This is a genomic window from Streptomyces sp. NBC_00631 (genome assembly GCF_045206895.1).
Classification (GTDB): Bacteria; Actinomycetota; Actinomycetes; order Streptomycetales; family Streptomycetaceae; genus Streptomyces.
Map to the genome: position 1 here is coordinate 6991242 of NZ_CP107734.1, position 12903 is coordinate 7004144.

At 67.9% G+C, this 12903-nt stretch carries 13 protein-coding genes; 3 read left to right on the forward strand and 10 right to left on the reverse strand.

All coding sequences use genetic code 11. From position 1 onward, the window contains the following. Positions 1-303: 303 nt before the first annotated feature. The 5 genes from OHB00_RS32280 to OHB00_RS32300 all read right to left on the reverse strand — a co-directional run bounded on the left by OHB00_RS32280 (position 304) and on the right by OHB00_RS32300 (position 5610). Entirely contained in the window at positions 304-903 is a 600-nt protein-coding gene (locus OHB00_RS32280) for a hypothetical protein (protein ID WP_406439949.1), read from the reverse strand. Then, positions 884-1393, reverse strand: a complete 510-nt coding sequence (locus tag OHB00_RS32285) for a DUF4291 domain-containing protein (RefSeq protein ID WP_406439951.1) — start codon at positions 1391-1393, stop codon at positions 884-886. Before OHB00_RS32285 ends, OHB00_RS32280 begins: the two co-directional genes overlap by 20 nt. 18 nt (positions 1394-1411) lie before the next feature. Further along, positions 1412-3022 carry a M48 family metallopeptidase gene (locus OHB00_RS32290; RefSeq protein ID WP_406439953.1) on the reverse strand — a complete coding sequence of 537 codons (1611 nt, stop codon included), beginning with the start codon at positions 3020-3022 and terminating at the stop codon, positions 1412-1414. A gap of 249 nt (positions 3023-3271) precedes the next feature. Then, positions 3272-3919, reverse strand: coding sequence for a hypothetical protein (locus tag OHB00_RS32295; protein WP_406439955.1), 648 nt, complete (start codon positions 3917-3919; stop codon positions 3272-3274). A gap of 173 nt (positions 3920-4092) precedes the next feature. Next, a complete protein-coding gene (locus tag OHB00_RS32300; RefSeq protein WP_406439957.1) occupies positions 4093-5610 on the reverse strand; it encodes a restriction endonuclease in 1518 nt (505 codons plus the stop codon). A gap of 201 nt (positions 5611-5811) precedes the next feature. Here OHB00_RS32300 and OHB00_RS32305 point away from each other — a divergent pair, with 201 nt between their 5' ends. After that, positions 5812-6381 (forward strand): hypothetical protein, encoded by a 570-nt coding sequence (locus tag OHB00_RS32305; RefSeq protein ID WP_406439959.1) that lies wholly within the window; start codon positions 5812-5814, stop codon positions 6379-6381. Positions 6382-6472: 91 nt separating this feature from the next. Here OHB00_RS32305 and OHB00_RS32310 read toward each other — a convergent pair whose 3' ends face one another. Beyond that, a complete protein-coding gene (locus OHB00_RS32310) occupies positions 6473-7126 on the reverse strand; it encodes a hypothetical protein (protein ID WP_406439960.1) in 654 nt (217 codons plus the stop codon). A 253-nt stretch (positions 7127-7379) separates the two neighbouring features. Between OHB00_RS32310 and OHB00_RS32315 the strand changes: the two genes are divergently transcribed. Beyond that, entirely contained in the window at positions 7380-8003 is a 624-nt protein-coding gene (locus OHB00_RS32315) for a hypothetical protein (RefSeq protein ID WP_406439962.1), read from the forward strand. Here the strand turns inward: OHB00_RS32315 and OHB00_RS32320 are convergent. Then, entirely contained in the window at positions 7916-8416 is a 501-nt protein-coding gene (locus OHB00_RS32320; RefSeq protein WP_406439963.1) for a DUF4291 family protein, read from the reverse strand. The genes OHB00_RS32315 and OHB00_RS32320 overlap by 88 nt on opposite strands. Between OHB00_RS32320 and OHB00_RS32325 the strand changes: the two genes are divergently transcribed. After that, positions 8358-9053: a hypothetical protein gene (locus OHB00_RS32325; protein ID WP_406439965.1), complete on the forward strand. Its 696-nt coding sequence runs from the start codon at positions 8358-8360 to the stop codon at positions 9051-9053. The two genes, OHB00_RS32320 and OHB00_RS32325, sit on opposite strands and share 59 nt — an antisense overlap. Positions 9054-9155: 102 nt before the next feature. Here OHB00_RS32325 and msrA read toward each other — a convergent pair whose 3' ends face one another. The 3 genes from msrA to OHB00_RS32340 all read right to left on the reverse strand — a co-directional run bounded on the left by msrA (position 9156) and on the right by OHB00_RS32340 (position 12875). Next, positions 9156-9797 carry a peptide-methionine (S)-S-oxide reductase MsrA gene (gene msrA / locus OHB00_RS32330; RefSeq protein ID WP_406439967.1) on the reverse strand — a complete coding sequence of 214 codons (642 nt, stop codon included), beginning with the start codon at positions 9795-9797 and terminating at the stop codon, positions 9156-9158. A gap of 126 nt (positions 9798-9923) precedes the next feature. Then, entirely contained in the window at positions 9924-11567 is a 1644-nt protein-coding gene (locus OHB00_RS32335; protein ID WP_406439968.1) for a M48 family metalloprotease, read from the reverse strand. 189 nt (positions 11568-11756) lie between these two features. Further along, a complete protein-coding gene (locus tag OHB00_RS32340; RefSeq protein WP_406439970.1) occupies positions 11757-12875 on the reverse strand; it encodes a hypothetical protein in 1119 nt (372 codons plus the stop codon). Between the last annotated feature and the right edge of the window lie 28 nt (positions 12876-12903).

Here is a 12903-nt window from a genome sequence, read left to right on the forward strand (position 1 = left end):
GTAGTCGGAAGGAAAGATGTCGGCGGGGACGAGACTCATTGGTGGCGATCTACTCCGGGCAGGCCGAGTGCCTGTCCTTTCCCCCGGGGCCGAACGGCGCTCATCTACTCGGGCCTCGACGAGTGGGGACTGCGCGGGGGAGTCGGGCCGTGACAACGAACGCATCGCTGCGCCACAGTTCGTCCTCGTCGTCGAGTGCCAGGGACCGTACTGCCGGCTGCTTCTCCGCTGCCTCCGGCGCCGACGCGATACCGGCCGGGCAGCGGCTGGTCGCTCCCCGATCGCCGTTTCTCAAAGGCCGTTTCAAAGGCCGGCGGGGTTTCGAGGCAGCCAGTCATGGTGGCTGTCACGCATTCGGTCGCGTTCTGCGGAACTTGTTGCGATGACGTCTGCGCCGCCGTCGTACGGATGGTGGATGCGGCTGAGTCCGATGTCGGTGATGATCACTTCGCTGAGTACGTCGTCCGCGACCTCGCGGAGGACGGCGTCGACCGTGCCCCGTCGCCAGGGGCGGCGGTCGGCGTAGAGGTGCGTGTAGCTGTGGAGTTCGGGGTCGGGATCGTCGTCGTACGCGAACGTCGTCCATCGGGTTCCCTGGGGGTGCACCTCGTGCCGCTCCGGCGGGAGTTCCGGTCCTCCCGGTTCCCAGGACCAGGCCACGGTGATGACGTAGACGTCGGTGCCTGCGAAGAGTTCGTCCAGGACCGTGTTGTACCGGTGGAGGACGATGGCGTACTCGTCCTCGGTCTCCGGGTAGCGCTTAGAGTCCGGCAGGCTGTGGAAGCGCACCCAACGGTCCCCATAGGCAGCGCGCAGTTCATGGGCGATCGGAGGCCCCTTCGGGAACTGGCGCTGCCACAGTGCGGACAGACGGATCAGGCGGTCATCCCTGTAGATGGGCAAGAGATGCGCCTTCAACGGGATAGGGGTGTTCCTGGGGCAGCAGTCGGTTGGCTGAGCCCAGGTCACCGCTGCGGACGAGGGCGTGGATCTCGTGGGCGAGTGGTGTGACGTCCCGGATGGCGACCGTCCACTCGTCCGCGTAGCGTTGTGCGGCCTCACCGGAAAGGCCGAGCTGCAGAGATCGGTACGGCAAGGGCCGCTGGTGCAGATCCCGCTCGGGGTCCCACTGCACGCGAGCGGGCGCCCGCTTCAACTGACGCTGCCAGGTGGCTCGGTCGGCATGCACCCCGCGGGCATAGCCCGACAGACAGGCGTTGCGCAGCGCCCAGTCGAAACCGTCACGGCTGATCTCGACAGCCAGCACGGTCTCCTGCCCCTCCTTGGCGCCCCAGCCACAGCGGTACATCATCCACAGGAACGACGGCTTGATCCATGTCAAGCCGCGTTCACAAAACTTTTGTCGAGTCGAAGCGGATGCGGATCGTTCCATTGCCCGGCAGCCCGGAGGCTATGCGGACATGCAGTGGGGGTCGGCGAGTAGGGCGCGCAGCGGAGTGGTGTCGGGCGTGTCGGCGACGGCCGCGTCGATGGCGTCGTCCATGCCCTTCTCCCACGACTCGGGCAGAAAGAGTCCAGGCTGCCCCGACCAGGCGATGTCCGGTGTGGCGTGTCCGGACTCGGCGAGGTGCAGGTGGACCATGCCCGCGAGCCCATCGAAGATCTTGGGCCGAATGAAGTTGCGGGCGGACGGCCCGACCAGTCGCGACGCCTGATGCGGCTTGGGCATGCGGTCGGCGATATCCGTCCACAGCAGGCCGCGGTCGAACGCGTCGAGTATCTCCTCCAAGTCGGGCAAGAGGTCATTCGCCACCTCCTCGGCCGTGGCATCTCGGCGTGCGGTCACCGTACCCTCTGCGCCTTGGGCCGATGAGCGAAGCGCCCTGGCCACGGCGATCCGCAGCGGCCGGGACCAGCCCTCGGCGTCGGCGACCGCGCGGGCCATGGCGAGGTCGTCCCAACTCGTCCGCCGCAGGTGCGCCGCCTCCTGCGACAGAGTGCGTTCCTCCAGTGCAGCGAACACCCGGTCGGTGTCGTGCAGCAGGGTCAGTGCGGCCGAACCATTGGCCGGCTCAGAGGGCCGGTCGTCGGTGGGCAGCTTCTCGATCAGGGCGATCCGTTCGGCTGTCGGCGGGTGCGAATCGTACGGGTGTGGCCGCGGCGGACGCTGCCCGCCGGAGAGCTCAGCGAGCCGCTCCCCGGTACGGGCGGCGAGCAACCGGCGGAAACCGCCGTGCACCTCGCCCACGGGCGGTAGCGCTCCCTGCGACCTGCCCATCCCGGCGTACGTCTCCAGGTAGTGGGCGTACGCACCGTCGAGCACCGGAATGATGCGCAGGGCGGCGGCCGTTGTGTCACGCCCCGCGTACCGGGCGGCCATCCGGTCGGCGGCGAACTCCTGGTGGCGGGCGACGGATTGCGAGGTGCGCAGGAACATCCGGGCGTAGCCGATGTACAGGGAGCCGATCACGTAGTGCAGCCGAGTGCTGCCCTCCTGGAAGGCCTCCACCGTGTGGACTACGGCTTCCCGGCCGCGCATCGTGACACCGCCGAGCCGGGTGTCGAGGTTCGCGTAGTGCCCGAACTCGTGGGCGAGGACGGCACGCAACTGGGGAACGGTCAGCCCGGCGAGCAGCGGCAGACCGAGGAGCATACGGCGTCGCCCGGGCAGCAGCCCCAGCAGGCGGCTTTGTTCGGTAACACCCGCGTTGACCTCAGCGACCAGGTAGAGCTCATCCGGCAGCCGCTGCCCCGTCACTTCGGCAGCGACTCGTATGTGTTCCCACAGCTCGGGCTGGTCCTGAGGAGTGACCGCCACCGCGTGCGGCACCGGGCCCAGACGTCCCGCTCGCAGAAAGGCGAACATACCCCGCACGATCGCGGCCGCCAGCAGGACGGTGACGGTCAGGACCGTGCCTTCGAGCCAGGCCGCCCGCGCGGTGAACAGCCGTGTCATCAGCAGCCAGTCGAGCACCGCCATGGCCGACAGCAGCACTGTGCCCATCAGAAAGAAGCCGACCAGCAACGCGAACGCGCGGACAGCACGCAGCCGAAACGACATCGAGAACTCCCCCACCCACATGGTTTAACAGCCCGAACAGGCCTGAGCGTTCGCGGATATTACCTGCAGCATTCCCACCGGGCCCGCTGCTCCCCGTTGACCGAGGCAGACACGTCCCGCAGAGCCCGGTAAACCATCAACTCAGACAAATCCAGAACCACTGAGCTCACAAACTTCTTCAGCCAGGTGGCGCGGACCTGTGCGCAGGAGTGCGTTCGGACGCCCGCCCGCTCTGGGCTGCTCGCTCCGTCAGTACCAGCGGACGTGGCCGGCCGCTCCTTGGCCTGTGCTGATGGCGTGGTGAAGTACGCGCAGGGGGCCGTCAAGCAACTCGTCCGCGTCGTGGTCGGGATCGTCGCCCAAGCCGGTCATCCACGCGTGGATTCGCTCGACCACGTCGCGCCTCCTGACCCCAGTCAGGGCAAGGGTTTCCTCAGCCGCAGGTAGCTGGGTGCGCACTTGCTCGGGGTCGAGAAGGAAGTCGCCGAACCGGCCCGGCAGCCGCATTACCGCATCGGGACCGAGGGCGTAGGCCAAGGCTGAAAAGGGGCTGGCCTTGCGGGCCACGGCCGCGAACAGGCCCTCCTCGGCATCGGGCGGAAACTGGTCCATGATGGCGTCGCGCAGGGACTCCGCGTGCTCGGAGTCGTCGTAGCAGGAGTCGATGAAGGCGCTCAGCCGATAGGCGTCATCGTCAGCTCTCCAACTGCGGGGCGCGGTCGTCGACGCGCTGAACAGGGATTCCTGCGCCTTGCCCCGCCACCAAGCCAGCCCCCCGGGCACATCGCCGGGCACCGTCCCTGGTGTCAACGACGATTCCTGACCCGCAGTGCTCAGCAAACCACGTATCTTCTCGTCGGGCACCGCGCCGACCACCCATACGCCCGTGACACTCAACTCTGCCTCCCAGCTACCCCAGCACCGCCAACCTGATCATTGTCCAGCTGGACCAGGCTCAGACGTATGCCTCTGAAGGCTGTGAACGCGGCTTGATGACCCATGTCAAGCCTCGCTCACAGACCGTTGGGGTCTTCAATCGGGCAGCAGCCCAGAGCACTCCGATTCAGCGATCAGCGTTGGTCACGGGTCTCCCATCCGGGTGGGGTCTTGGGCAGGCTGATGAGGGCATCGATCCCTAGGTGCTCCAGGAGGAGAGCTTTGAGCCCGCGGCCATCGATGAGTTCCATGCGGCCGGTGCGGTAGGCGAAATCTTTGCTGGCTTTCCCGAACCACGCGGTGGTGACGATGATCCCCTTCGCTGCGGCTTTGTCGTGCATGACGCCGGCCAGAGCGCGCACCGTATCGGCTGGTACGGCATTGCGGGTGCGCTTCGCCTGGATGATGCACAGCCCGCCCACGATGGGGTCCTCGTTGGTGGCGACGGCGTCAATGCCGTCGTCGCGGGAGGCCTGAGTCACCCAAGCCTTGAGGCCGATGGCCTCGAACAGCCGTCGGACGAGGTGCTCAAATGCGATCGGGTCGAGTTCCATGAGGTCGGGGCGGTGGTCGAGTCCGGAGACGACGTCTATGTCCGGCCCCCACTTGTACTTCGTCAGGTCGAAGGTGACGACGGGCCGGACGGGTTCGAGATCGTAGGGATGCTGAGAGACGACAGCGTTGAGGTGCCGCAAGCATTCGACCGGGTCGAGCTCAGGCTCATCCAGAACCAGGTCGTTCACGGTCTCCCTGGTCGCCCGCACGCTGATGAGGCAAGGGCGGATTGCTTTGCCGGTGGCGCGATTCTTCGCGTTTACATGACCGTTGAAAGCGACCATGTCGACCAAGGCTGCTGGGGTCAGCGTGAACACTTCATTGATGGCGCGTAGGGCCAGGCGGGCGATCAGCAACCGATACATCTGCTTGATCTCGGCCTCTTTGCGTGGCAGGACAGCCACTGCTGGTGGAGTTGATGCCTTGTACCGGTACGAAGCAGCGGTGGGCACGACCGACTGTCCCGGGAGATCCACCTCCAAGAGCAGTTCTCGTGTCTCTGGGACGAACGCGCATCGCCACGAGTCGCGCAGGCCCGCAGGGTACGCAGCCTCGATCAACGCGGCCTCTACCGCGTCGGTGAGTGCCTCGGGGTCACTCTGAAGCAAAGCGGCTTCTACCTGTTTCCGCAGCGCGAGCGACGGTGCGTGCGGGAACGACAGAACGGAGTTCAGCTCCACGACCCTCTGTTTTAGGTCTGCCGTTCGCTGCTCGGCCTCGGCCCGCATCTCCTGGACGGCCTGCAGCTTGGCAAGGCGTTCCTGGCCAGCTGCTTGCCGCTGTGCCTCCTTCTTCTTCGCCTCAGCCTGCCGGGCTCGCTCTGCTTCTCGCTTAGCCAAGCCACGCTCAACTTGCTCAGCGGCTCGCGCTTGCGCCAAGCGCTCACGCTCTGCGGCCTTCTGCGCTTGGGTCCACTCCTGAGCCTGCTCTCGCTCCTGACGCGCGCGTTCCCGCTCCCGTCGTTTCCGCGCTTGCTCGGCCGCGCGTGCCGCCCGCTCCGCTAGCTGCTGTTGGCGCTTGGCTTCGGCTTCCTTGGCCTTTTGCGCATCCCGGTAGGCCTGGACCAACTGTGACGTCAGCGACTTTTTGTGTGCCATCGTTCCCCCACCCCCGTTGCTCAGCAGGGAAACATGCCCATGTGCCTGACTGTCCAAGTCACAGCCACGAAGGTTGACTCGATCCGTGCTCGATCTGAAGGGTCTGCACAGCGGCTGGCCTGTCCGCGAGCGCGGATGGATCGTGGCGCACCTGTCTGCGGCTGCGGTCTGCGACGCACAGGAGTCTGTCAACGCGGCTTGATGAACCACGTCAAGCCGTGTTCACAGACCCTTGCAGGGCAAGCAGCCGAGGGGCTGATCTACCTGCCCCAACCGATGGATCATCGACGGCTCGCCTTCCCTGACAGGATGGCCGGCATGGAGATCACCCCGGGGCTCGGCATCGACCTCGTCAAGATCGGCGATCAACGCTCGCGGGTCGAAGCGCGCATCGGTCCGCCGTATCACGGTCCCGGCGGCCGGCGGGCCGTCTACACCACCTCACCCACGCTGGTGATCACATATGCGGCGGACGAGACGGTCGAACTCGTTGAGATCCGCTACAGCGGTGAAGGCGGCGATACCGAAGTGCACTATGGCGGGGTTCAATTGACCCATCGCTTCCTGGATGACGTCGTCGCGGATCTCCATGCCCTGGGGCACACGAGTACGCCCTCGGACATCGGCCACGACTTTCACGTCGGTTTCTCCGTGTGGTCCATGCACTCATTGTGGGCAGGTGACCTCGACCCTGAAGCCGACGAGGATGACGAACGCGCGGTCTCGGAAACAGTCTCGGTGGCACCGTACGATTACTTCACCGGGGGATAGCAAGAGGCGAAGGGAACTGACGCGCTCGCAGAGCAAGCGGGGCCGCGCCCCCTGTTGCCGACGACCTCGGCTCCCAGTTCCCAGCTGATCATCAGCCGCCGGCACTGCGGGTGTGTCCGGTGCCGCGAGTCCACAGGGACAGGTCGCTGCTCGTCGCTACGGCAAGGGTCTGCCCGGAGGGCGAGAATCCAGCGGCGCGGAGTTCGGAGTAGTGGGAGTGGAAGATGTGCCACCAGCGCTCCCCGTGCGGTCCGGAGTGCGGCAGACCGCCGTCGCGAGAGAGCAGGACACGCTCGTTCGGCCAGGTCGGGGCAACGACCTCCAGCTTCCAACCGTCTCCGCTGGTGGTGTGCAGTCCTCCTCCGAAAAGCCCGGCGATGCGTACCCTGCTTCCCGCGACCGGTCCCAATCCAGGACACCGCAGAGCGGGATCCGCGTCGCGGTTGCCGTCCTCGGTGTCCGGGTCACGGTCCCGCGCGATCTTCTCCCCCGTGACGGCGTCGAAAAGACCGAGCCCGTCGTGCGAGACGACCTCCACCAAGTCCTCGCCGGTGTCGGGGTGCGAGGCGAAGCCGATCCCGAGAAGGCCGCCGACCGAGGTGTACGCGATGCGCCGCCAGGGCTCGGGGGCCGGCACTACGGGAGCCGCGAGGATCCTCTCCCGCATCGCCTGCTGGTACGCGGAAAGCTCCGGCTCACGACCTGGCTGTTCGACCGGAGGCGCGTTCTTCGTCCACTTCGTCACGCAGCCATGATCCACACTCCGGCGGTTTCACCCAACAGAGTTGATACAAGCCAGGGAGCAGGTACAAGCCCCTGGAGTCCGTGAAAGTGGTTGATGACCCATGTCAAGCCTCGTCCGCAGACCTTTGACTGGTATCGACATGAGGGCCGGGGCTGCGGCAGGCTGCGCATCAAGCGGGACGCGGACTCGCTCTGTCGCTGATCTTCTATGGTGATGTGCGTCGTGCAGGCCAAGGCCGTTAGGGTGCGCCGTCATGGGCACGGACATATACGGCGGGATCGAGTTTCGTCATACCTATGCCGGCACCGACGACTACGACGGCGAGCCATGGGTGGCTGCCATGGATCTGTGGCCGCTGTATGACGAGACCGACTACACGGCCTTCGGTCTTCTCTTCGGAGTACGCAACTACGCGGGCTTCCCGCCGCTTGCACCCGGTCGTGGTCTTCCCGCTGATCTGTCGAGCGGTATGCGCTTGCAGTTGGGCTCCTGGATCGAGCGGGGTGAGATGGACGCTGCGAGCTGGGTCAGCTGGGACGAGCTTGCTTCCCTCGATCCCGCGACCGGGCCTGAGCATTTCGTCGGCCGCGTGACCTGGTACAAGAAGTCGCTGCCGTCGATACTGCACCGCCAACCGGTATCCCATCAGTGGCCGTCGGAGTTCGTGTCCCTGGTGGGCCTGCCGCCTCTGGAGGGTCGCAACCCTTCAGAACGTGTTGAGTGGTCCACCGACGATCTGGTCTGTGTCTACGAACCACTGACCGCGGGCGCTGTCTTGGGTTCGGAGACTCAGTGGCCGCACGTCTTCGCTGTGATGAAGGCTCTGGCCGGCCGATTCGGTGACGACGGAGTCCGCTTGGTCGTGGCGTTCGACTGACTGCGCAGAGCCTCCCCACAACCCAGCGAGCGATCCCTTGCGTGCCACCACTGCCGCGGAAGGGTCTGTGAACGCGGCTTGAAGACCCGTGTCATCCTGTCGCGCTTCCACACGGCGGGAAAACGGCCCTCGTGAACGGCGGGCAGGCCGATTTCCGGGGCGTACGCCTGATAGACGGTGATCGTGGATGCCGTGTGCAGTGCGCGGATCCTGTGTTGCGGTTCGTCCATGACGTACAGAGTGGGGCTCCTGGATCCCCGCCAGCCATTCATTTTCGAAAGCGGCCGGTGCCGTGCATGACGTCGGCAGGGCTTGAGAGCTGAGGCGAACGGCCATTTCAATGGCACCGTGACTATGGCGACGACGGATCCCATGAGAATCATTGCCGGACGGGTCTCACTCGACGACGTCATGGCGGAGTTGTCCCGGCACAGGCCGGTCTTCCACTCCGAAGCCGACCTTCAGCACAGTTTTGCCCGGGTCCTCTGGGAGCTGGCGCCGGACGTGCACTCGCGGCTTGAGGTGCCGCAGCGAGGGCCCGGTAAGACCGAGTATCTGGACCTCCTGTGCCTCGGGCCTGAGGGCCGCACTGCGATCGAATTCAAGTACTTCACCCGAGGCTGGACCGGCAAGGCCGGCACTCCGGTCGAGGACTACGCTCTGAAAGCGCATGGCGCCACCGACCTTGCCCGTCTGCACTTCGTTCGTGACATAGCGAGGCTGGAGCGATTCTGCCGTCGACCCGATCAGAACGGTCTTGCCCTCATGCTGTCCAACGAGGCGTCACTGTGGACTCCGCCGGGCCCAGGCCGTCGACGCACTCGGGATCATGACTTCCGGATTCACCACGGACGAGGACTCGCCGGGACGCTGCTCTGGGCCGAGGGGACTTATGAGCCGAACACTTGCACTCTGCGAGGCACGTACCCCCTCAAGTGGGAGACGTACTCCGAGCCGAGCGGAGCAGGTGGAGAGTTCCGCGAGTTCCGCTACCTGGCGGTCTCCGTCGGTGCATCGGAAGGCGGAGCCGACGAGGCCACAAGTGCGTAGCTGGTCACGCAGTTGCCGTAGGAGCCGGCCAGGCCGTACATGCCGGGCCCTGTCCTGATCAGCTCCAGGTGTTCCCTGAAGCTGAACTCACCAGCGCGACGATCACCGAACACGAACCCCCGTCCCGCCCAGACCGCAGTAGCCCGCCGGGTTCCTGTCGAGGTACTGCTGGTGGTAGGCCTCGGCGGGGTAGAAGGGGCGGTTGGTGGCGGGGAGGATCTCTGTGGTGATGGTGCCGTGGCCGGAGGCGGTCAGGGCCTTCTGGTAGGTGGTGCGGCTCGCCTCGGCCGCTGTCGTCTGGCCGGGGGTGTGGGGGTAGATCGCCGAGCGGTACTGGGTACCGACATCGTTGCCCTGGCGGAAGCCCTGCGTGGGGTTGTGGGACTCCCAGAAGGTCTTCAGCAGGCGGTCGTACGAGATCAGCCTCGGGTCGTGGACCACGCGTACGACCTCGGTGTGGCCGGTCAGGCCCGAGCAGACCTCCTCGTAGGTGGGGTTCTCGGTGTGGCCGCCCTGGTAGCCGACGAGCGTCGTCCACACGCCCGCCGGGAGCTGCCAGAACTTCCGTTCGGCGCCCCAGAAGCAGCCGAGGCCGAAGTCGGCGACCTCAAGGCCCTCGGGGTAGGGGCCGAGGAGGGGGGTGCCCAGGACGGTGTGGCGGTCGGGTACCTCGAACACCGGCGCGGGACGGCCCTTGAGGGCCTGCTCGGGGGTGGGCAGTTGAGGGGTGCGGCCGAAGAACATGGGTCTCCCTGTCGGGCCGTGACGGGATGGGGCGGCGCGGGGTGCAGCGGGGGCCGCTGCTGTGTCGCGGTATCCCGGACAACGTGGGGGAGAAGCCGTGGAATTCCGGGTGCGTCGGTGGTCGGGTCAGGTCGGCTGTGGGGTCGGTGGCAGCAGTGCTCGTAGTGGGCCGGTGTCGGGGCGGTCGGCCAGCGCGGCGGAGACCGCGGCGTGCAGCGCGGCCTCCGTGCCCGTCTCGCCGTCGAGGTCGGAAGCGGAACCGGGCAGCCGTACCGCCGCCGGCCGCGACCAGGAGAACTCCCAGTTCAGCAGGGACCGTACGCTGAACTCGGCCAGCACCATGCTCTGCAGGGAGTCCCGCAGCACCGGCCGTACGGACTCCCGGAACGCCGGATCCTGCGTCGTCGCCGTCGTCGCCGCCTGCTCGGACAGGGGCAGTCGTTGCGCCAGCTGCCACAGCTGGCCGTCGTCGATCACTCTGAGCAGCGCGGGCAGCGTCGGCCGGTCCTCGGTGTGGAGGGCGAGTGCCCGGTGCAGCGGGGTGTCGAGCGAGGCCAGCCCCACGGCCATCGACGAGCTCAGCAACTGCTCCCACCCTCCGGCCCGTTCGAACTGCCGTACCTCGTCGGTCAGCACCGCGTCCTCCAGCGCGGCCAGGGTCCGGGCCGGGTCGGCGAGCAGCGCGAGGGCCGGGCCGGCGTCCTGCGCGCCGCGCCCGTCGGCGGGCAGTGCCTCGATCCGCCGCACCCGGTCGGCGATCGGCGGATGCGAGTCGTACGGCGATCCGGGCTCCGTCGGCAGTTCCTCCCGCAGCCCCGCCAGCTCCGTCCCGCGTGCCGTCAGCAGCCGGCCGAAGCCGCCGAAGAACTGCCCGCGCGGCGGCAGTTGCCGGGCCGCGAGGCCCAGCATTGCGTACGAGTCGAGGTAGAAGCCGTGGGCAGCGGAGAGCACCGGGATCTCGCGGAGCGCCGAGGCGGTCGCGTCCCGGCCGGCGATCCGCGCGGCGGTCAGGTCGGCGGCGTACTCCTGCGCGCGGGCCGTCGACAGCGTGGCCCGCATGTAGAGCTTCGCGTACGCCGTGTAGACGACCGCCATCAGCCGGTACGTGATCCCGGCGCCGGCGGTGTCGATCCCCTTGGCCCGCTTGCCCTTCGCGGTCCGCTTGGCGGCGGCCTTCTCCTGCCGGGCGCGCTCGGCCGCCGCCGTGCTGTCGGCCCGCGCGTGGAAGTGCTCCACGGTCCGCCCGATCTGCACCCGGCCCCGCACGGCGACCGCCGACAGCCGGGTGTCACCGCCGGTGAAATGGCCGTACTCATGGGCGAGTACGGCCTTCAGCCGGCCCTCGGTCAGTCCCGTCAGCAGTGGCACGCCCAGGTAGAGGCGGCGCGGGCCGGGGAGCAGGCCGAGCAGCCGGGGTTCCTCGCTGACCGCCGCGTTGACGTCACCGGTGAGCACGATGGTGTCCGGCGCACGGGTGCCCGTGGCCGCCGCGAGCTCCCGCACCAGCGCCCACAGCCGGGGCTCGTCGGCCGCTGTGACCGGGAGGCCGGGAGGACCCTCGCCCTGGGGTGTCCGCAACATGAACATGCCCCTGACGACCGGGACCGCCAGCAGCAGGGAGACGATCACGATCTTCCCGGCGAAGGCGTCCGGTGCCCACTGCACCGCCATCACGTCGACGACGGCCGCCACGGCCAGCAGGACGAGGCTCAGCAGATAGAAACCACAGAGCAGGACAAGGGCGCGCAGCGCCCGCAGAGTTGCGCCCATCGGGCAGATCCCCCCACAGGACCCCGGGAAACGGGGAACCGACAACGACACGGAGTACGAACGGGAACGTGGGGGATGCGGAGCCGATGGAGCGTCCTCGGTGTTCCGCGCCCCAAAGGGGCGCGGGGAACTGCGCGACCGGCCCCCACCGGCCCCGCAGCCGACACGCGACGTCTTTTCGTCGGCCCCTCAGCTGTGCAGCGTCGCCGGACTGCCCCCGTTCGCCTCGTACCCCGCCACCGCCAGCGCGCGGTAGAGGGCGAACTCGGCGGCCGGGTTCGCGGACAGCGTCCAGGGCAGGGCCCCCACATGCCCGTCGACGCGTATCAGCTCGGCCATGGCCTCCGCCCAGCGCTCCGAGCGCACCAGGAAGAAGACCAGCAGATGCCGGACGTGCGCGAGCATCGGGTCGTCCTCGCGGGCCGAGTGCACCGCGTGCAGGGCGCCGTGGACGGCCTTGGTGACGACCTCGCTCTGGTAGAAACTCGCCACCAGGTTCACCTCGGGCAGGTGCTCGAAGACCGCGAACAACGGCATCGCGGCCAGCAGCGAGCCCCGCGGGGCGCGGGCGGCGGCGGCCTCGGCGAAGGAGTACGCCAGCTCGCGCGAGCCGTGCCACTTCTCGCACCAGTAGTGCAGCGCCGCCAGGTGTGCCCCCATGTGCGCGGGGGCGCGGTCCAGGATCTTCAGCCAGAGCTGCTCGAACTCCGGCTGCGGGTAGTTCAGCCCGCGTGCCACCGACAGCTCGATGATGTACGGCACCGGGTCCCCGGGGGAGAGGAGCGCCGCCTGCCCGCAGGCGTCCCTGGCCTCCTCCATGATGATCCGGAAGTCGTCGGTGCCCGGCGTCGACGTCCGCCACGCCTGCTGGACCAGGAACTCCGCGTGCACGGCCGCGCCACCGGCGTCCTTGGGCTGCTCGGCCCGCCAGACCCGCAGCCACTGGCCGCCCGGTGTCTCGCTCACCCCGCCCGGCCGCTGCTGAAGCTCCAGCGCCGCCGCGCCGGCGAAGGCCTGCACGCGCTGCCAGCGCAGCTCGCCCGTGATCTCCGTGCCCGCGAGCAGCTGCGAGGCCGCGCGGTAGTCCTGGGTGTGCTGCACGACGTCCAGGACGTCCAGCAGGTCCTGGTCGGGGCCGGGCATGCGGATGTCCAGGTCCTCCTCGCGCACGAAACCGTAGTCCGCCGGGTCGGCGGCGTCCGGGTGGCTCGGGTGGACCTGCTCGATCATGCCGCGCCGCCGCCGCAGGACGGGGAGCAGCGCGAAGCTCAGCAGGAGCGCCGCCATCAGGGCCCAGAGAATCGCCATGCGTCAAGCGAACCAGACGGCGCCGACA